15 protein-coding genes, 3 tRNA genes and 1 pseudogene are annotated in these 19559 nt (G+C 67.9%); 8 read left to right on the top strand and 11 right to left on the bottom strand.

Annotated features, from left to right (window positions below):
- Window positions 1-181: 181 nt before the first annotated feature.
- From AC5P7F_RS01860 to AC5P7F_RS01840, 5 genes are all read right to left on the bottom strand, one after another.
- Entirely contained in the window at window positions 182-1972 is a 1791-nt protein-coding gene (locus AC5P7F_RS01860) for an acyl-CoA dehydrogenase C-terminal domain-containing protein (protein ID WP_164077954.1), read from the bottom strand.
- 64 nt (window positions 1973-2036) lie between these two features.
- Window positions 2037-2513 (bottom strand): LEA/WHy family protein, encoded by a 477-nt coding sequence (locus AC5P7F_RS01855; RefSeq protein ID WP_014647826.1) that lies wholly within the window; start codon window positions 2511-2513, stop codon window positions 2037-2039.
- A gap of 165 nt (window positions 2514-2678) precedes the next feature.
- A complete protein-coding gene (locus AC5P7F_RS01850) occupies window positions 2679-3230 on the bottom strand; it encodes a lipocalin family protein (RefSeq protein ID WP_049405026.1) in 552 nt (183 codons plus the stop codon).
- Window positions 3231-3371: 141 nt separating this feature from the next.
- Window positions 3372-3447, bottom strand: a tRNA-Phe gene (locus AC5P7F_RS01845).
- Between the two features lie 72 nt (window positions 3448-3519).
- A tRNA-Phe gene (locus AC5P7F_RS01840) sits at window positions 3520-3595 on the bottom strand.
- Between the two features lie 334 nt (window positions 3596-3929).
- Between AC5P7F_RS01840 and curA the strand changes: the two genes are divergently transcribed.
- Window positions 3930-4955, top strand: coding sequence for an NADPH-dependent curcumin/dihydrocurcumin reductase (gene curA / locus AC5P7F_RS01835; RefSeq protein WP_046431768.1), 1026 nt, complete (start codon window positions 3930-3932; stop codon window positions 4953-4955).
- 82 nt (window positions 4956-5037) lie between these two features.
- Here curA and AC5P7F_RS01830 read toward each other — a convergent pair whose 3' ends face one another.
- Window positions 5038-5880 (bottom strand): bifunctional transcriptional activator/DNA repair enzyme AdaA, encoded by an 843-nt coding sequence (locus tag AC5P7F_RS01830; RefSeq protein WP_049408320.1) that lies wholly within the window; start codon window positions 5878-5880, stop codon window positions 5038-5040.
- A 132-nt stretch (window positions 5881-6012) separates the two neighbouring features.
- Between AC5P7F_RS01830 and AC5P7F_RS01825 the strand changes: the two genes are divergently transcribed.
- On the top strand, window positions 6013-6774 hold the full coding sequence (locus AC5P7F_RS01825) for an SDR family oxidoreductase (protein WP_014647822.1): 762 nt from the start codon (window positions 6013-6015) through the stop codon (window positions 6772-6774).
- A gap of 6 nt (window positions 6775-6780) precedes the next feature.
- Here the strand turns inward: AC5P7F_RS01825 and AC5P7F_RS01820 are convergent, their stop codons facing one another.
- Window positions 6781-7266 (bottom strand): hypothetical protein, encoded by a 486-nt coding sequence (locus AC5P7F_RS01820; protein WP_075076317.1) that lies wholly within the window; start codon window positions 7264-7266, stop codon window positions 6781-6783.
- 158 nt (window positions 7267-7424) lie between these two features.
- On the opposite strand from AC5P7F_RS01820, the gene AC5P7F_RS01815 reads away from it, so the two are divergent.
- Complete coding sequence (locus AC5P7F_RS01815) at window positions 7425-7598, top strand: hypothetical protein (RefSeq protein WP_180834959.1); 174 nt, start codon at window positions 7425-7427, stop codon at window positions 7596-7598.
- Between the two features lie 61 nt (window positions 7599-7659).
- Here AC5P7F_RS01815 and AC5P7F_RS01810 read toward each other — a convergent pair.
- Window positions 7660-7735: transfer RNA gene (locus AC5P7F_RS01810), tRNA-Ala, on the bottom strand.
- Window positions 7736-7966: 231 nt separating this feature from the next.
- Here AC5P7F_RS01810 and AC5P7F_RS01805 point away from each other — a divergent pair.
- Window positions 7967-10297, top strand: a pseudogene (locus tag AC5P7F_RS01805) (TonB-dependent receptor).
- 131 nt (window positions 10298-10428) lie between these two features.
- Here the strand turns inward: AC5P7F_RS01805 and rnd are convergent.
- Entirely contained in the window at window positions 10429-11508 is a 1080-nt protein-coding gene (rnd, locus tag AC5P7F_RS01800) for a ribonuclease D (protein WP_046431761.1), read from the bottom strand.
- An 84-nt stretch (window positions 11509-11592) separates the two neighbouring features.
- On the opposite strand from rnd, the gene AC5P7F_RS01795 reads away from it, so the two are divergent.
- Both AC5P7F_RS01795 and AC5P7F_RS01790 read left to right on the top strand, forming a co-directional pair.
- Window positions 11593-13479 carry an SUMF1/EgtB/PvdO family nonheme iron enzyme gene (locus AC5P7F_RS01795; protein WP_164077952.1) on the top strand — a complete coding sequence of 629 codons (1887 nt, stop codon included), beginning with the start codon at window positions 11593-11595 and terminating at the stop codon, window positions 13477-13479.
- An 84-nt stretch (window positions 13480-13563) separates the two neighbouring features.
- Window positions 13564-14460 (top strand): M48 family metallopeptidase, encoded by an 897-nt coding sequence (locus AC5P7F_RS01790; protein ID WP_005417787.1) that lies wholly within the window; start codon window positions 13564-13566, stop codon window positions 14458-14460.
- Between the two features lie 650 nt (window positions 14461-15110).
- Here AC5P7F_RS01790 and xseA read toward each other — a convergent pair.
- A complete protein-coding gene (gene xseA / locus AC5P7F_RS01785) occupies window positions 15111-16442 on the bottom strand; it encodes an exodeoxyribonuclease VII large subunit (protein ID WP_046431756.1) in 1332 nt (443 codons plus the stop codon).
- 44 nt (window positions 16443-16486) lie between these two features.
- A complete protein-coding gene (queG, locus tag AC5P7F_RS01780) occupies window positions 16487-17557 on the bottom strand; it encodes a tRNA epoxyqueuosine(34) reductase QueG (protein WP_164077505.1) in 1071 nt (356 codons plus the stop codon).
- Window positions 17558-17580: 23 nt separating this feature from the next.
- Here queG and AC5P7F_RS01775 point away from each other — a divergent pair, with 23 nt between their 5' ends.
- Both AC5P7F_RS01775 and tsaE read left to right on the top strand, forming a co-directional pair.
- Complete coding sequence (locus tag AC5P7F_RS01775; RefSeq protein WP_164077504.1) at window positions 17581-19065, top strand: NAD(P)H-hydrate dehydratase; 1485 nt, start codon at window positions 17581-17583, stop codon at window positions 19063-19065.
- The gene (tsaE, locus tag AC5P7F_RS01770) at window positions 19062-19544 is read left to right on the top strand and encodes a tRNA (adenosine(37)-N6)-threonylcarbamoyltransferase complex ATPase subunit type 1 TsaE (RefSeq protein ID WP_049442404.1); all 483 of its coding nucleotides are present in this window, start codon (window positions 19062-19064) and stop codon (window positions 19542-19544) included. The genes AC5P7F_RS01775 and tsaE overlap by 4 nt, the downstream gene beginning before the upstream one ends.
- Window positions 19545-19559 lie beyond the last annotated feature (15 nt).

Below are 19559 nucleotides of genomic sequence, written 5' to 3'. Positions count from 1 at the left end.
GAAGCACTGCTTCGCAAGCGCCCGAAGGCACAGTCGCCAGCGGCTGGGCCGGACCGCGGAGCGGGGTTTACGGCGTGTCCTGCCAGCCCACACCGCCCCGCCATCCACCGGGATCCAGCTGTTGCTATTGCGGTTGCCGGCCAGCGGCCGGCACTACCGCGGGTGCCGGGCGAAGCCCGGCTCAGGCGCCGAAGCGCTCGTCGTCCATGGCCATCAGCGGCGCGGCGCCGGCCTGGATCGCGGCGGCGTGGCTGAGGGTGCGCGGCAGCACGCGGGCGAAGTAGAACCGTGCGGTCTCGCGCTTGCCCTGGGCGAAGGCGGCGCCGTGCGCGCTGGCATCGGCGGCGGCGACGCTGCGGGCCCACCAGTAGGCCAGCACCACGTAACCCGAATAGAACAGGTAGTCGTAGCTGGCCGCGCCCAGTTCGTCGGGATTGGCGGCCGCGCGCTGCAGCACGTCCATCGTCAGCTTGCCCCATTCGGCGGCCTTGGCGCGCAGCGGGCCGATGAACTCGGCCAGCGCTTCGTTGCCCTCGTGTTCCTTGGCGAAGGCTTCGATCTCGGCCAGCATCAGCTTCAGGCCGGCGCCCTGGCTGGATGCGGTCTTGCGGCCGATCAGGTCCAGCGCCTGGATGCCGGTGGTGCCTTCATACAGCGTGGTGATGCGTGCATCGCGGGCCAGCTGCTCCATGCCGTGCTCGCGGATGTAGCCGTGGCCACCGAAGCACTGCAGGGCGTTGTAGGTGTTCTCGATGCCCCATTCGGTCTGGCAGGCCTTGGAGATCGGGGTCAGGAAACTCACCAGGGTGTCGGCGCGCTCGCGCTCGGCGGCATCCTCGGCGTGGTGGGCGATGTCGATCAGGGTGGCGGCGTGCAGTGCCAGCAGGCGGCTGCCTTCGACCAGCGACTTCACGGTCAGCAGCATGCGACGCACGTCCGGGTGGACCAGGATCGGGTCGGCCGGCTTGTCCGGGAACCTGGCGCCGCTCAGGGCGCGCGACTGCAGGCGCTCACGGCTGTACTTCAGTGCGTTCTGGTAGGCGCGCTCGGACAGGCCGATGCCCTGCAGGCCGACACCCAGGCGCGCGGTGTTCATCATGGTGAACATGGCCTGCAGGCCCTTGTGCGGCTGGCCGACCAGGTAACCCTGCGCACCATCGAAGTTCATCACGCAGGTGACCGACCCCTTGATGCCCATCTTGTGTTCGATCGAGCCACAGCGCAGTGCATTGCGCTCGCCGACGTTGCCATCGCGGTCGACCTTGAACTTCGGGGTGACGAACAGCGAGATGCCCTTGGCGCCCGAAGGGGCGTCGGGCAGCTTGGCCAGCACCAGGTGCACGATGTTCCCGGTCAGGTCGTGCTCCCCGGCGGTGATGAAGATCTTGGTGCCGGTGATCGAGTAGCTGCCGTCGGCGTTCGGCTCGGCCTTGGTCTTGAGCAGGCCCAGGTCGGTGCCGCAGTGCGGCTCGGTCAGGCACATCGTGCCGGTCCAGCGGCCTTCGATCAGCGGCTTGAGGAAGGCGTCGTGCTGCCACGCCTCGCCGTGCTGCTTCAGCGCTTCGATGGCGCCGTGCGAGAGCAGCGGGAAGTTGCCCCACGCCAGGTTGGCGGCGTTGATCATTTCGTTGAGCGGCACCCCCAGGGTGTGCGGCAGGCCCTGGCCGCCCAGCTCCGGCGAGGCGGTCAGGCCGGTCCAGCCGCCATCGACGAACTGGTCGTAGGCCTGCTTGAACCCGGGCGGGGTGGTCACTTCACCGGTGGCCTGGTCGAGTACGCAGCCGATCTCGTCGCCGACGCTGTTGAGCGGGGCCAGCACGGTGGCGCTGAAGCGGCCGGCTTCCTCCAGAACGGCATCGACCACGTCGGCGGTGGCGTCGCTGAAGCCCAGGCGGGCGAACAGGGGTTCGACCTTGAGCACGTCGTGCAGGGCGAAACGGAGGTCGGAAAGCGGGGCGGTGTAGCTGCTCATCGGTACGTCTCGATTTGATCAGGGCAGAGGGGAGCGGCGCCGGGCGCCGCGACGAAAGGCGGGTTCAGCGCAGCACGCCGGGCAGGCCGGGGGCCTGGTTGAGGGTGCTGCGGCTGCTGATGTCGAAGCTGCGCTGCTTCTTTTCCTGCGGCGTGGCCGCCACCGTTCCCTTCAGGGCGTAGGCCAGGGTGCGGTTGCTGGCCAGCGCGTCGGCCACCACCAGGCGCGCGGTCGAGCTGGGCACGAGGTCGACATTGATGACGTCGGCGGAGGTGCCGCCGATGGAGATGCCGGGCTTGACCTGCAGGGTGCCGGCATCGCTGTCGCCGACGGTCAGCGCCAGTGAGACATCATCGAAGGTCATCGGCATCGAGCTGAAGTTCTGCAGGCGCAGGGCCACGGTCCAGTTGCCGTCGGCACGCACGGTCAGCTGCTGCAGGCTGGCCGCCGGTTCCGAAACACGCTTGACGATGCCGTTGCTGCAGGCAACAAGGGCGAGGGTGCACAGGACGATCAAGGCGGTACGGAAGCGGTGGAGCATGGGCGCAAGTCCTCTGGAGGGGGTGCGTTGGGGTAAGCATACTACGGCGTATGGTTTTATGGATCGCCCGGAGCGACCCGTCCGCAGAGGGTAGCGCGTGAAGATGGCGGTCGGGCATGCACAACGCCGGATGGCGCGCGCACGATGCGCCGGATGCGAAGCGGTTCAGTCGGCCGCGGGATCGCGCAGCGGGGCCATCAGGCGCAGTGGCCCGAGGTCGTACCCCATCGACTCGGCCTTGGCTTTCAACTGTTCGAACCGATCGCGCTCCATCTCCGGCAGGCGCGAGAGGATCCACAGATACTTGCGGCCGGGTTCGCCGACCAGGGCCCATTGATAGTCCGGGTCCAGCGCCAGCACCCAGTAGTCGGCCCAGACCAGGGGCGCCCAGCTCAGCCAGTCGGGGACGAAGCGCACCTGCAGTTGCCCGGGATGGCCGGCCACCGGGCGTGCCACGCCTTCGGCGACCACGCGCTCGCCGTCACCCTTGCGGCAGGCATTGGTGACGCTGATGCGGCCGTCGCGGCGCAGGCCATAGTTGGCGGTGATGTCGCCCACGCACTGCTTCTGGAACGAGACTGGAAGATGCGCGATCTCGTGCCATTGGCCCGCGTAGCGATCAATGTCCAGGTGCTCGACCGCGCGCACCGGTTCAGTGGCGATCACCGGGAAGGCGGCCAGCAGCAGGCAGGCGAGCAGGGCGGGGCGCAGATGCATCGGCAGGCTCCAGGCAGGAGTCTGGAGCGTAGGTGCCGCGGCCCGTGCCGGTGTAAATGTTTCGTCAACCGGGCCACGGTGGTCGCCGCTTGCGCGAAGCGCAAATAAAAAAAGACCTGCATTTCTGCAGGTCTCTGAAGATGGTGGCCGAAGACGGAATCGAACCGCCGACACGGGGATTTTCAATCCCCTGCTCTACCAACTGAGCTACTCGGCCAAATTGTGTCGCTACCGCGGTGAGTGCGGTTTCCGGAAAAAAAAGACCCGCATTTCTGCAGGCCTTCGAAAGTGGTGGCCGAAGACGGAATCGAACCGCCGACACGGGGATTTTCAATCCCCTGCTCTACCAACTGAGCTACTCGGCCACATGTTTCGTTGCAGCGAGGTCGCTGCCAAGGACGCGTATATTACGGAGGTCGGCTGCCTTCGGCAAGCGTTTTGCCAAGATTTCTTCACATTGCCCTCTGCGCGCTCGCAAGTGCTTGATCCTCCGTTGTGGAGCGGGGCGTGGCCCATCGATTGTCGTCTGCGGTGGAAATCTGCAGGTCGCCGCGTTCGCCAAAGCTGCAAGGGCAAGGGGTGCGCCGGACCCGCGCGGGTCCGGGCAATGGAACGCTGTTTTCGTGGCCGCCATCGGGGATCGCCGCAGCGTAGTGTCGGCAGTCCTTTCCCGATGCTGGCAACAGCAGAGACCTGGCCATGTCCGATTGCTCCACCGCGTCCCGCATCGTGCTTGCCTCGCGTCCGCAGGGGGCGCCAAGTGCAGCCAATTTCCGCCTGGAACAGGTTGCGCTGCCGGCCCTGGCCGAGGGCGAAGTGCTGCTGCGCAACCGCTACCTTTCGTTGGACCCGTACATGCGAGGACGCATGGACGAGGGCCCGTCGTATGCCGCGCCGGTGGCGGTAGGGGCGGTGATGGAAGGCCAGACCGTGGCCGAGGTGCTGCAATCCAAGGCCGAGGGCGTAACCGCAGGCGAGCTGGTGCTGGCGCCGGGGGGCTGGCAGACCCACGCGGTGCTGCCGGCCAAGGCGCTGGGGCGTCGTCTGGATCCGGCCGGGCTGCCGCTCAGTACGGCGCTGGGGGTATATGGCATGCCCGGTTTCACCGCCTATTCCAGCCTGCATGAAATCGCCCGTCTGAAGCCGGGCGAGACGTTGGTGGTAGCCGCCGCGACCGGGCCGGTGGGCGCGACCGTGGCGCAGCTGGCCAAGCTGCAGGGCGCGCGCGTGGTCGCCATCGCCGGTGGCGAGGCCAAGCGTGCCTATCTGCAGACGCTGGGCGTGGACGTGGCGCTGGATCATCGCGTGGCTGATTTTGCGGACCAACTGCGCGCGGCAGTGCCTGCGGGCATCGACGTGTACTTCGAGAATGTCGGCGGCCATGTGCTGGATGCGGTGCTGCCGCTGCTCAACGACTTCGCCCGCATTCCGGTCTGCGGCACCATCGCGACCTACAACGAGCGGGGCGTCGAGCAGCCTGGCCCGGATCGGCTGCCGTCACTGTTCAGCCAGATCCTGCGCCAGCGCTTGACCGTGCGTGGTTTCATCGTGCACGACTTCAACCACCTGTGGCCGGACTTCGAACGCGAGATGCCGCAGTGGCTGCGCGAGGGCCGCATCCAGTACCGCGAGGATGTGGTGGAAGGTCTGGAGAAGGCGCCGGAGGCGTTCTTCGGGCTGTTGCAGGGTCGCAACTTCGGCAAGCTGGTGGTGAAGCTGGATTGAGTGCTTGGTGGGTGTGCCGACCAAGGTCGGCCACTACCGGAAGCTGGGTGTGCCGACCAAGGTCGGCGGCTATCGGGTGGCGTCAGCCGTTGGCGACCTTTTCCCGGCGCAGCAGTTCGCGCTTGCGCGCAACGCCCCAGGCATAGCCGGACAGGTCACCGTCGCGGCGCACCACGCGGTGGCAGGGCACGGCTACCGCCAATGGATTGCTCGCGCAGGCACGTGCCACCGCACGACTCGAGCGTGGTGCACCGATATGCGCGGCAATATCCGCATACGACGCGGTCTGGCCGCGCGGAATCTGCTGCAGTGCCTGCCATACCCGCTGCTGGAAGGCGGTGCCGCGGATATCCAGCGGCAGCGTGGCGCCTCGCGAGGGATCCTCGACCAGGCCCACCACCTGTGCCACCAGTTGCTCATAGCCGTGGTCGGCACCGACCAGTTCGGCCTGGCGGAAGCGTTGCTGCAGTGACTGCAGCAGCGCCTCCGGATCGTCGCCGAGCAGGATCGCGACCACGCCGGTCCCGCTGCTGGCCACCAGCACGCTGCCCAGTGAGCTTTCGGCAAGCGCGAAGTGGATGACTTCGCCGCGACCACCTGCGCGCCATTGCTTGGGAGTCATGCCCAGCAACTTCGGTGCGTTCTCGTAGAAGCGCCCGCTGGAGCCGAAGCCGGCATCGTGGAAGGCATCGGTGATGCGCTCCTGCTGTTCGAGCCCGGTGCGCAGGCGGTCGGCGCGCAGCGCGGCAGCGTACTGCTTGGGGGTCAGCCCGGTGGCCTGTTTGAACAGGCGATGCAGGCGCGTCGGGCTGCAGCCGGCGATGTCGGCCAGCTCCTGCAGCGAGGGCTCGTCGAGGCTGGCCTGCAGATGGCGGCAGACCCGTTCGACGCGGGCGTCGAGGGCGGTGGTGGCGGTGCTGTCCATGGGCGGATTCTGGCACGTGCCGGTTCTGCGGAAACTCCGTTTCCTGCACCTGGCCGCGAGGCCCGGAAACGGAGTGTTGGTGGGCCGGAGGCGCGGCATCGTGGCGGCCACTCCACAACCGGTACCACCCTCATGCGCCTGAACAACAAGATCGCCCTCATCACCGGTGCCAGCGCTGGCATTGGTCGTGCCAGCGCCCTGCGCTTTGCTGCCGAAGGGGCAAAACTGGTGCTCAATGCGCGGCGGCCGCAACCGCTGCACGCACTGGCCGAGCAGATCCGTGGCGCCGGCGGCGAGGTGGTGATGCATGCCGCCGATGTGGCTGATCCGGGCACGGCGCAGGCGCTGGTGGATCTGGCCCAACAGTCATTCGGAGGCCTGGACATCGCGCTCAACAATGCCGGCATGCTCGGCCCCGGCGTGCCGGCAGCAGAGTTCCCGGCGGATGCGTGGCGCGAGGTGATGGCCACCAATCTCGACGCCGCCTTCCATGCCGCACGCGCGCAGTTGCCGGCATTGCTGGCACGCGGGGGTGGCTCGCTGGTGTTTGTCGGTACCTTTGTCGGCCATACCGTGGGCTTCCCGGGTATGGCCGCCTACGCGTCGAGCAAGGCCGGACTGATCGGCCTGAGCCAGGTGATCGCCGCCGAGTACGGCGCGCGTGGCGTACGCAGCAACGTGCTGCTGCCTGGCGGTACCGATACCGAGATGGGCCGGCAGGCCGCACCCACCGGCGATGCCCGCGACTTCGTGCGCTCGCTGCACGCACTCAAGCGCATGGCCGAGCCGGAGGAGATCGCCAACGCGGCGCTGTTCCTGGCCAGCGATGAAAGCAGTTTCGTTACCGGTACCGCGATGCGTGTTGAAGGTGGAGTGTCGATCACCCGTACCTGAGCGGCGTCACGAGCGCGGCGTGTAGCGGATACCGCTGCTGGCCATGAAGCCTTTCGGGTCGAACCGGGCCCATGCCTCGCCCCACTCGAACCGGGCGCGGCCACCTGCCAGTTTGCGCCCCAGAGCCGTGGCCAAGGTGCGACGCATGAAAGCGACTTCGGCATCGATTGCGACCTGGGTCGGCCAGCCGTCTTCCAGTGTCGCACCCGGCAGATCGACGCCGATCGTCACCATGTCGAGCTGTTGCCCGTGGAAGCACAGGCTGATGCCGGCGGGCGCACCGCCCAGACTGACCCGGTGCAGGCTGAGCCAGTGATAGCCGGTGCCGGCATCGCGCTCGCCATGCATCAGCGTGGCGAAGGCGATGCGCGCCTCCTCCAGTGACAGGGTGGGGCAGATCAACGTCGTCAGGTGGCCGAGCTGGATGCTGCCGTCCGCTGGATCGAGGCGCATTGGCAGCGTACGCGCGGCGTGCTGGGCGGGAGGTGACATCGCGGACTGGCTGGGCATGTTGGTCCGGATTCTGCAGAGCCGTGAGCTGCGGCGGCAAGCGGAACTGCACACGCTGTTCGCGCGGGCCTGACCTGCGGATCACTGCGCAGCCTCTAGCGTGAAGTCCTGATCGGCCTTCGCCGGCACAGGAGACTTCGATGAGCGAGCGCGACAAAGACCCTGGCGATCCGGAACAGGGCGTACAGGAAAGCCGTCAGGACAGGGCGCAGGAGGACGTGGCAAAGCAGCGGCCGGGGCAGCGCGATCAGCAGGTGCGTGATACGCATTCGCGTGGTCCACGCCGCAAGGACGGGGATCAGGAACCTGCCTGACTCGTGATCGATGCAAGAAAAAACCCGCAGATCGCGATGATCGGCGGGTCTTCTTTATGAGTGGTGGAGCCAAGGAGGATCGAACTCCTGACCTCGTCATTGCGAACGACGCGCTCTCCCAGCTGAGCTATGGCCCCACGGCAGGGCTTCAGTGTAGCCAACTGGCTGCGCCTTGCCAAGCCGACCCGGGATGTGCCGGACGGCGTGGCATGAAGGCGTGCACTGTGCCGAAACCGTCCGGTTTGTCGGGGCCGGATGCCGCGCAACGAAATCGTAACAATTTGGGGGATAATGGCGGCTTGCGCAGTTCTCCTCCTTTTTGCCGCCCGGCTCGCGCAGGCCGCACGGACGCCTCCTCAGAGCATTCCATGCCCTCCCATTCCGATTCCCGCCGCCTGTCGGGTATGTCGTCTTCCTTCGTTTCCTTCCGCCGCCATCCGCTGGCCCTGGCCTGTGCCGGCCTGGCCCTGGTCGGCAGCTTTGGTGCCGCCGCGCAGGACAGCGCGCCGACCCCGACGGGCCTGGACACGATCACCGTGACCGCCGAGCACCGCTAGCAGAACCTGCAGGAAGTGCCGGTCTCGGTGGGCGTGGTGCAGGGCGAGCGCATGCGCGACTTCACCGCCGGCGGCGACGACACCCTGCTGGCGCTGTCCGGCCGCGTGCCGAGCCTGTATGCGGAAACCACCACCGGCCGCATCTTCCCGCGCTTCTATATCCGCGGCCTGGGCAACATCGACTTCTACCTGGGTGCCTCGCAGCCGGTGTCGATCATCCAGGACGACGTGGTGCTGGAGCACGTGGTGCTGAAGTCCAACCCGGTCTATGACGTGGACCAGGTGGAAGTGCTGCGCGGCCCGCAGGGCTCGCTGTTCGGCCGCAACACCACCGCCGGCATCATCAAGTTCGACACGCTGAAGCCGACCCAGGACTACACCGGCCGCGTCAGCGCCAGCTATGCGACCTACAACAGCGTGTCGATCGACGGCGGCTTTGGCGGCCCGATCAACGACATCGCCTCGTTCCGCGTGTCGGCGCTGTACCAGCACCGCGACGACTACGTCGACAACACCTACAAGGGCCCGAGCGCTGACGGCACGGTCAGCCCGAAGAAGAACGCCATGGGCGGCTTCGATGACCGCAACGTGCGCGCGCAGTTGCTGCTGACCCCGAGCGACCAGTTCTCGATCCTGGCCTCGGCCCACGCCCGTGATTACGAAGGCACCTCGACCCTGTTCCTGCGTGGTGCGCTGACCAAGGGCTCGAACAAGACCGACGTGCCGCGCGACCAGGTCGCCTACGACGAAGCCGACAACAACCCGCAGGCCTACAAGACCTACGGCGGCTCGGTGAAGGCACGCTACGACTTCGGCGCGATCGACTTCACCTCGATCACCGCCTATGAGACCACCTCCGGCTACAGCCGTGGTGACACCGACGGCGGCGCGGCGGTGAACTTCCCGGTGAACGGTGTGCCGAACGGCTACGGCCAGTCGATGGGCCGCATCCGCGACCTGGACCAGTGGACCCAGGAATTCCGCCTGGCCAGCCATGACGACAGCGCCCTGCAGTGGCAGGCCGGTGCGTTCTACTTCAACGGCAGCGACACCACCGACTTCTACCAGCGTGCGTGGTTCCTGCAGGGTGCGGCCCGCAACCCGAACAACTGGGTGCGACTGCGCAACAAGAACACCTCGTGGGCCGGTTTCGGCCAGCTGAGCTACGCCTTCACCGACAAGTTCACCGTCACGGCCGGCCTGCGCCAGACCAAGGACGAGAAGCACACCCGCCTGCTGAAGACCGCTGACACCGCCGCCGGCGTGGTGACCTACAAGGGCCGCACCGACGTCAAGATGTCCGACACCACCCCGAGCTGGGATCTGAGCGCGATGTACCAGATCACGCCGGACGTGAGCGTCTATGCGAAGGTCGCACGCGGCTTCCGCGGCCCGACCATCCAGGGCCGTTCGGCGGTGTTCAATGCCGACTTCACCACCGCCGATTCCGAGACCATCCTGTCCTGGGAAGCCGGCGTGAAGAGCAGCCTGTGGGACAACCGCCTGCGCCTGAACGCCACCGCGTTCACCTACACCGTCAATGACATCCAGCTCAACGGCAACGATTCGGACGGCAACGGCGTGCTGTTCAATGCCGACAAGGCCAAGGCCTACGGTTTCGAAGCGGACATGGAGCTGCGCCCGATCCCGAACCTGACCCTGAGCGCCGGCGTCAGCCTGCTGCACAGCGAGATCAAGGACAAGCGCGTCTACGCGCAGGTCTGCGGCCTCAACGGCAAGGTGGTGTGCACGGTGAATGACCCGACCATCAAGGTCGGTGCCAACACCTTCGCGCAGATCGACGGCAACCCGCTGCCGAACGCGCCGAAGTACAACGTCAACCTGGCCGCCCGCTACGACTTCCCGGTCAGCGACGCGGGCACCATGTTCGTGTCCACCGACTGGAACAAGCAGGGCTACACCAGCTTCGTGCTGTACGACAGCAAGGAGTTCAACTCCAAGGGTGATTTCGAGGGCGGCCTGAAGATCGGCTACTCGGGCAACTACGGTGCCTATGAAGTGGCGCTGTTCGCGCGCAACATCACCAACGAGAAGAACCTCAAGGGTGTGATCGAGAACTACATGGCCGCGGTCTACAACGAACCGCGCACCGTCGGTGTCTCGTTGAACATGAACTGGTAAGGCGTTGCCGCGAGGGTGGGCGGTCCCACCCTCGCACTGCTGGAGTGCGCAGGGCGGCCCGGTGATCCGGGTCGCCCTTCTTGTTGCGTTCGACGGCGGCGGGAATGCAATCCGGCGCCGCGACAGGTGCTTCAGCGTGCCGGCAGCAGCGCCTGGAGCTGCGATTCCAGTTCCTGCTGGCGCCAGCCGGCCAGTGCGGCCGGCCACTGGCGGCGTTCCAGATAGCTTTCCAGGTGCTTGCGTGAGGCCAATACTCCATCCGGCAGGCCCAGTTCGCGGCTGCGCTCGGCAACCGCGTCCTGCAGCTTCTTCAGTGCCTGCTTGTTGCTGTCGTTGGCCGGCAGCGCCAGCGGTGCTTCGGCCTCATCGGCCAGCGGCGTATCCAGCGCCTGCCACACAGCGCCCGCGAGCTTGCGCGGTGCCTTCGGGAACTGTTCGAACAGCTTGCCCAGTGCGGCGGCATCGGCCGGTGGCGTGCGTGCCAGCGTGGCGGCCAGTTCGTTGTCCAGGATCCAGCTGCGCGGGCGGTCGCTGCTGCGTGCCTGCACATCGCGCCAGCGCAGCAGACGCAGCAGCCGATGCTGTGCGGCCGTGTCGAGGAACTGCGCCGAGCGCATCGCCAGGTGCGGCCAACGGTCTTCGTCATTGGCGACGCTGGCCAGCAGGCGCTCGCCGTCGTCGTGCAGCCACTGCTGGCGGCCCAGCGCCTGCAACCTGGCATCGATGGCGTCATGCAGCGCGAACAGGTGCTCGACATCGTCGGCGGCGTACTGCAGCTGCGAGTCGGACAACGGGCGGCGCATCCAGTCCGAACGGGTTTCGCCCTTGGCCAGCGCCACGCCGGTGATTTCCGCGACCAGCTTCTGGTAGCCCATACCGCCACCGATGCCGGCCAGCGAGGCGCCGATCTGGGTGTCGAACAGCGGACGTGGCAACACGCCGCAGGCCCACTTGAAGGCGACCAGGTCTTCGCTGGCGCTGTGCATCACCTTGACGATCGATTCATCGGCCAGCCACGGCGCCAGCGCCTCGGTCATGCCGGGAATCAGGGGGTCGATCAGCAGGATGTCCTGCCCGACCGCCATCTGCACCAGGGCCAACTGCGGCCAGAAGGTGCGTTCACGGATGAATTCGGTGTCCAGGCCGATGCGGGCCGGACGCTGCTGGAAGTACGGATCCAGCTCGGCGGGGGTGGTGATCCAGATTGCCACGGGTCAGGGCCTACTACTCGGGTTTGCTCAGGCAGGGGAGAATAGCCTAACGTCGGTCCGCATCCGTGCCGAAGGAGATCCTGCTTGCGTTTTCCGCTGTCGTCCGTGCTGTGCACCGCCCTGGCCCTGGCCGGCTGCACGCCGTCGCCCTCGGCGACGCCGGAGCCGGGACCGGCTGCTGGCGAGGACGCACGGCCGCAGCAAGGCATGCAGGCGGACGCGACGCCGGAGGCGGCGCAGGGCAGCGTCACCATCGCCGGTGAGGATGCCGCCGAGGATGTGCAGCGGTGGACGCCACCGCGGGTCGATCGGCAGGGGCGCAGCCTGGCCCAGCTGCGTCGCGCGGCCGAGAAGGCGTTCGCCGAAGGGCGCCTGTACGAGGACGCCGACGCGGCGGTTCCGCTGTGGCTGGCGGTGCAGGAAGAAGACCCGGATGACCACCAGGCCCGCAACGGCCTGCAGCGCGCCCGCCAGCGCCTTCAGCAGCAGGCCGATGCCCTGCTGGTCCGGCCGCTGCAGCAGCGCGAGGCGCTGGCCGAGGCCAGCCGCCAGGCACTGGTGCTGCTGACCCTGGCGCCGAAGGATGAGAAGGTTCGCGCGCTGCAGGGACGGGTGGAGCTCGCCCAGCGCGTGGTGGCCTACAACCGTGCCGGCGAGGAAGACCTGCGTTCGGGGCGGATCGGTGAGGACGGTGACGGCGCGATCGGCAACTTCCGTGAAGCGCTGGCCCTGGATGAACACAACAGCCGGGCACGGCAGGGCCTGGCGGCGGCCGAGAGTGGCCTGATCCGCCGTGCCGAGGACGCGGCGCGGGTGCGTGACTTTGCCAGCGCCGGCACCTGGCTGGCCGAAGCCAGCAAGGTCCGTGATTCGTCACCGGCCATTGCCGATGCCTTCGAACGTATCGAACAGATACGCGCGGCGGCACTGCTGCAGCTGCGCGATGATGGCCTTCGCGAACTGGCGACGCCACAGGGCCTGAAGCCGGCGCGCGAGAAGCTGGCCGAGGCCCTGCGCATCGCCTTGCCAGGGGATGCGGTGGTGGCCCAGTTGCGCGAACGCATCGACCTGGCCACCCATTACGGCAGCTTCCGTCCCGGGCAGGTGTTCAGCGACGCCATGCGCGATGGCGGGCGCGGCCCGCAAATGATCGTGGTGCCGCATGGTGGCTTCCAGATGGGCGCGGGTGATGCCGAGCCCGGTGCCAGCGATGCCGAGCGGCCCTCGCATTATGTGCGCTTCGACCGCGGGTTTGCGATGGCGATCACCGAGATCACGGTCAGTGATTTCGAGCGCTATGTGAAGTCGACCAATGCGCGGCCGCGTGCGACCCGGCGCGGCCACTCGGTGGTCTATGACGAGCGCAGCGGCAATTTCATCCGCCGCAGCGGTGTGGACTGGCGTTCCGATTACGATGGCGCGCGCGCACTGGGCAATTCGCCGGTGATGCATGTGAGCGTGCGTGATGCCGAAAACTACGCGGCGTGGCTGTCCGAGCAGACAGGACGCAGCTACCGGCTGCCCAGCGAGGCCGAATTCGAGTACGCGCTGCGTGCCGGCAGCAGTGGCCGTTATCCGTGGGGCGACGCCGGCACGCCGCCGCCCGGCGCTGGCAACTTCACCGGCAGCAAGGATGTCTCGCCCTCGGGACGGCACTGGCACAACGCCTTCGTCGGCTATGGCGATGGCTGGTGGGGGCCCGCGCCGGTGGCCAGTTTCCAGGCCAATGCCTTCGGCCTGCACGACATGGCCGGCAATCTCAGCGAGTGGGTGGCCGACTGCTGGCATGCCAGCTACCGGCGTGCGCCGTCCGATGGTGTCGCCTGGTTCAACCCGGGCTGCCGGTCGCGGGTGATCCGGGGCGGCAACTGGGCCAATGCGCCCGAGCAGACCCGTGCGGCCTGGCGGCAATCGCAGGACTCGGACACCACCAACGCGCGCATCGGCTTCCGTCTGGTGCGGGGCATCTGAGCATCGGGCTTCACCCGCTGCTGGCGTCCGCGCACTAAGATTGCGCCGTGCCCGCCGGCCGGCGGGGCCTGCTGGAAGACACCGATGCGCAACGATCCCTTTTCCCGTTCGCCGCAAGGCCCGCAGCGGCGCGGCCTGTTCGGCAACATCCGCTGGTGGGTGCTGCTGCTGGCGGCGGGCTATGCGGTGTTCTACTGGTTCTCCAATCGCACGGTCGATCCCTACACTGGCGAGAAGGTGATGATCGACAGCAGCCTGGATGCGCGCCAGGAGACCGCGCTCGGGCTGCAGGCCTACCAGCAGATCCTGTCGCAGGAACGGCCGATGGATCCGAATGCGCCGATCGCGCGTGATGTGCGCGACATCGCCCAGCGCCTGATCGCCAAGGTGGACGTGGTGGAGACCGCGCTGGCACAGGAGCACGGCGTGCAGCCGGCGCATTTCGCGCGGGATTTCCAGTGGGAAGTGAATGTGATCCCGTCCGAGCAGGCCAATGCGTTCTGCCTGCCGGGTGGCAAGATGGCGGTCTACACCGGCCTGGTGCCGGTGGCGCGTACGCGTGACGCGATGGCGGTGGTGATGGGCCATGAGATCGCCCATGCGCTTCTACGCCATGGTGCACAGCGGATGGCGCAGCAGAAGCTGACCCAGATCGGGCAGATGGCTGGTGCCGCCAGCGGCATGGATGCGCAGCAGCAACAGATGATGATGTCGGCGATGGGCTACGGCTACCTGCTGCCCTATGCGCGCAGCCACGAGACGCAGGCCGATGAAGTGGGGCTGATGCTGGCCGCAGCGGCCTGCTTCGATCCCCGCGAGGCGGTGCCGCTGTGGCAGCGCATGGGCCAGGCCAGTGGCGGCCAGGCGCCGCCGGAGTTCGCCTCCACCCACCCGAACCCGGGTACCCGCATCCAGAACCTGCAGGCGCTGATGCCGAAGGCGCTCGAGTACCGGCAGAAGTTCTGCGAGCAGGCAAAGTAGGGGGAGGGGCGGCAGGGCTTGCAGCCCTGCACCCGCGGTAGGCAGTGCCGGCCGCTGGCCGGCAGCAGCAACAGCAGAAGCGGGTTTCCTGAGGGATGGCGGGGTGGGTCCGGTTGCGGGAGACGCCGTAAACCCTTCCATGGGGGCTTGGCCGCGGCATCCATGCCGCGGACACTCCCGCAACCGGACCCACCCCGCCTTCGACAGTTTGCTGCGGTCTGTCGGAAATGCTCTTGGGGTCAGATCCGTTTTCCGTAGGAAATCGGATCTGACCCCGAATTGATTCGCCATCTGGCAGAGATGCATTCACGCATGGCGTGGATCTACCGTGTCGACCAAGCTCGACACCTACCAACAGTCATCGGAATCTGTCAGAGGTGGGGCGGTGTGGCTGTGCAGGACCGTTGGCGCCATCGAGCCCCCAAGGGTGAGGGCGCTTTGCTTGCGAAGCACTGCTTCGCAAGCGCCCGAACGCACAGCCGCCGGCGGCTGGGCCGGACCGCGCAGCGGGGTTTACGGCGTGTCCTGCACAGCCACACCGCCCCACCAAACCATCAGCAATCCAGAGCCGCTTTTGCTGTTGCTGTTGAGGTTGCCGGCCAGCGGCCGGCACTACCGCAGGTGCAGGGCGCAGCCCTGCCGAACGCCCCTTACTTGACCTGTACGTCGATCACGCCGTCGCCGACGCGGGCCTGCAGGGCGTCACCGGACTGTACCTGATCAAGCTTTCGCACCAGCGTACCGTCATCGCTGCGGGTCAGGATGCTGTAGCCACGCGCCACGGTCGCCAGCGGGCTGACTGCTTCAAGTGAACGCGCCAGTCCGCGCAGTCGCAGTGCATCGCGCTCCAGCAGGCGCTGCATCGCGGCCTGCGGCCGCCCGCGCAGGGCAGCCAGACGGCGCTGCATCGCATCGAGCTGGCGCTGCGGATGGTGCCCGCGCAGCACTGCCGCCGCATGACGCAGGCGCGCGGCGCGACGCTCCTGCTGCTGGTTGAACGCAGCATGCAGGCGCCGGCCCAGATCCAGCTGGCGTCGGCGCAACAAGTCCAGCCGCGCCTGCGGGCTCTGGGCGTTCAGGCGCAGCAGGGCGCGGTCGGCGCGCTGCATCGCCTGCTGCATCGCATGCCGTTGCAGCTGCACCATGCGCGCGGCCGTGCGGCGCAGGCGCAGGGCCAGTTCGCGCTGGTCGGGTACCAGCAGTTCAGCTGCCACCGAAGGCGTCGGCGCACGCAGGTCGGCGGCGAAGTCGCTGAGGCTGAAGTCGGTTTCGTGGCCGACCGCCGAAACCACTGGGGTGTGGCTGGCGGCGATCGCACGGGCCAGGGCTTCGTCATTGAAGGCCCACAGGTCTTCCAGCGAACCGCCGCCGCGGGTCAGCAGGATCACGTCGTAGCGACCACTGGCATCGGCCGCCTGCAGCAGGCGGGTGATCTGCGCGGCGGCGCTGCTGCCCTGCACCAGGGTCGGCAGCAGGTCGACTTCCAGCAGCGGGAAACGGCGGCCGAGCACGCTCAGCACATCGCGCACGGCGGCGCCGGTCGGCGAGGTGATCACTGCCAGACGTTGTACATGCGCCGGCAGTGGCCGTTTGCGCGCCGGGTCGAACAGGCCCTCGGCCTCCAGCCGTGCCTTCAGTTCCTCGAAGGCGCGGCGCAGTGCGCCTTCGCCCGCCTCTTCCATGTGGTCCAGCACCATCTGGTACTCGCCACGGGCGTCGTACAGGGTCACCTTGCCGCGCACCAGCACGCGCATGCCTTCGCGCGGCACGAACTTCAGGTACTGCGCCTTCATCCGGAACATTGCGGCACGCAGCTGCGCACGCGCGTCCTTCAGGGTGAAATACAGGTGACCGGAGGCAGGACGCGCCACGCTGCCCAGTTCAGCCTCGACCCAGATCGCCGGGAAACTGCCTTCCAGCAGGTCGCGGGCCAGGGTGTTGAGCTGGCTGGGGGTGAAAATGTCGTTGTTGCGTGGCTGCATGGGAACGGCGTGCTGCGGGTGGAGCGGGGGCTCAGGATCGCACGTCAGCGCGCCGTGTGCTGGCCCAGCGCCCACTGCACGTGTTCACGCACCAGCGGCGAGGGATCATCGACGCGGGTCCGCAACGCGGCCAATGCTTCGGCCGAGGACGGTGCGTTGCCCAGTGCCACGGCGATGTTGCGCAGCCAGCGCTCGTGCCCGCTGCGGCGGATCGGGCTGCCCTCGGTGCGGCGCAGGAACTCGGCCTCGTCCCAGGCGAACAGCTGGTCCAGGCGCGCGGTATCGAGGTTGTTGCGCGCGCGGAAATCGGCTTCGTCGGTGCGCTTGGCGAACTTGTTCCAGGGGCAGACCAGCTGGCAGTCGTCGCAGCCGTAGATGCGGTTGCCGATCAACGGACGCATGTCTTCGGGAATGGCGCCGTCGTGCTCGATGGTGAGGTAGGAAATGCAGCGCCGCGCGTCCAGCCGCTGCGGGCCGGTGATGGCCTGGGTCGGGCAGACGTCGATGCAACGCGTGCAGGTGCCGCAGTGCGCCGTGGCCGGCGTATCGATCGGCAACGGGATGTCGATGTAGATCTCGCCGATGAAGAACCATGAACCGCCATGGCGGTCGATCAGGCACGTGTGCTTTCCGATCCAGCCGAGGCCGGCGTTGCGCGCCAGTGCGCGTTCCAGCACGGGGGCGGAATCGACGAACACGCGGTAGCCCAGTGGCGCTACTTCATCGTTGATCTGCGTCGCCAGCTTCTGCAGGCGGTTGCGCATCAGCTTGTGATAGTCGCGGCCCAGCGCGTAGCGCGCCACGTAGGCGCGGCCCGGGTCGGCCAGGGTCGCCCAGGCTTCGGTGTCGTCCTTGTGGCTGTAGTCCATGCCCACTGAAATCACGCGCACGGTGCCGGGCAGCAGCTCGGCCGGTCGCGCGCGCAAGGTGCCGTGGCGCGCCATCCAGTCCATCGTGCCGTACAGGCCCTGGCCCAGCCAGTCGGCCAGGTGCGCTTCATCCTCGCCCAGTTCGATACCAGCGATGCCGCAGCGCTGGAAGCCATGCGCACGCGCCAGTTCGCGGATGCGCTGCACGGCCTGGACCGGATCGACAGGGGTGGGGGCGGGGGACATGTGCACCAGTATAAAATCCCTGCATGGCCAACCTTGCCGATCTGTTCGATTCCGCTGCCGCGCGTGCGCTTGATGCGCAGGCCTCGGCGTTGGCCGCCGACGGCGGCTGGGGCCTGATGGCGCAGGCCGGCCAGGCCGCCTGGCACTGCCTGCTGCAGCATTGGCCCCAGGCGCGGCGGATCGGCGTGGTGGTCGGCGCTGGCAACAATGGGGGCGATGGCCAGGTGCTGGCCCGTCACGCGCTGCAGGCCGGGCGCGAGGTGACAGTGATCGCCCTGCCGGGCAGGCCGCCCTCGACCGCGCTGGCACAGCGTGCAGCATCTGAATTCAGGTCCGGCGGCGGCACCATCACCGATTTCGACGGCATGCTGCCCGAGGCCGACGTCTGGGTCGATGCCCTGTTCGGGCTGGGCTTTGATCGCGCGCCGGAGGGTACGGCGCAGGCGTTGATTACCGCGCTCAACGCGCAGACTGCGCCGGTGCTGGCGCTGGATGTTCCCAGTGGCGTCGATGCCGACCGTGGGGCGGTGCCGGGCGTAGCAGTGCGCGCTGCACTGACCCTGCAGTTCATCGTGGCGCATCGCGGGCTGTATTCCGGCGATGCGCTGGATCATTGCGGGCACAAGGTCCTGGCGCCCCTGCTGTTGCCCGCGGCGGCCTGGCAAGGCGTGGTGCCCGCTGCGGAGCACTGGACGCAGGTGAGGTTGCGGGCCCTGTTGCCACCGCGCCGCGCCAATACCCACAAGGGCGAATCCGGGCACGTGCTGTGCGTCGGCGGCAACCATGGCAGCGGCGGTGCCATCGCGATGGCGGCCGAAGCCGCCTTGCGCGCGGGTGCGGGGCTGTTGAGCCTGGGCACCCGCCGCGACCACGTCGGTCCACTGCTGGCCCGGTTGCCCGAGGCCATGACCCATGCACTGGAAGATGGCGATGTGCTGCCGGCGCTGCTGGACAAGGCGAAGGTGGTGGCGATCGGGCCCGGTCTGGGCCAGGACGAATGGGCACGCGCCTTGTTTGCGCGGGTGCTGGCCAGCAACAAGCCATTGGTGGTCGATGCCGATGCCCTGAACCTGCTGGCGCAGGATCCGCGCGCGTTGCCCGATGCCATTCTCACACCGCACCCGGGCGAGGCCGCGCGCCTGCTCGGCTGCAGCACGGCTGAAATCCAGGCCGACCGCTACACCTGTGCGCACATGCTGGCCGAGCGCTTCCATGCCGTGGTGGTGCTGAAGGGCGCTGGCAGCATCGTGGCAGCGCCTGGGCAAACGCCCCGGTTGATCGCTGCCGGTAACCCAGGGATGGCCGCGGGAGGCATGGGCGACCTGCTCACCGGCATCATCGCCAGCCTGCGCGCGCAGGGCCTTGCGGCCTTCGATGCCGCGGCCGCGGGCGCGCTGCTGCATGCGCTGGCGGGCGATGCAGCTGCCGCCGATGGCGCGCGCGGCCTGCTTCCTACTGATCTGCTGGCGCCGCTGCGGCGACTGGCCAACCCGGACCTCTCCCCATGACCGAATTCTTCCTTGCCGACAGCGACGCCACCGAACTGCTCGGGCAGTGGCTGGCGGCCACCCGGCCGCCGCAGGCGCTGATCGAACTGCGCGGCGACCTGGGTGCCGGCAAGTCCACCACGGCCCGCGCGCTGCTGCGCGCGCTGGGCGTGCAGGGCGCGATCCGCAGCCCCACCTACACCCTGGTCGAGCGCTATCCGCTGGCCAGTGGCGGCGAGGCGTGGCACCTGGACCTGTATCGCATCGGCCAGGCCGGTGAGCTGGATTTCCTCGGCCTGGACGAGGGCAGCGCGGTGCTGTGGCTGGTCGAATGGCCGGAACGGGGCGCCGGCGCGCTGCCGCCGACCGACCTGGTGGTGGCGCTGGAGATCGACGGGCAGGGACGACGCGTCCGTCTCACTGGGGCCAGCGACGTAGGACATGAATGGCTGGAACGGTTGCCGCAAGGGGGCGACTTGCAGGCCATTTCTGTCGGCTGACGAGAACAAAGACCG

Source organism: Stenotrophomonas sp. YJH_SMC_105-26 (genome assembly GCF_059368915.1).
The sequence above is the reverse complement of the archived record's forward strand: the minus strand, read 5'-3'. Positions and strand labels throughout refer to the sequence as shown.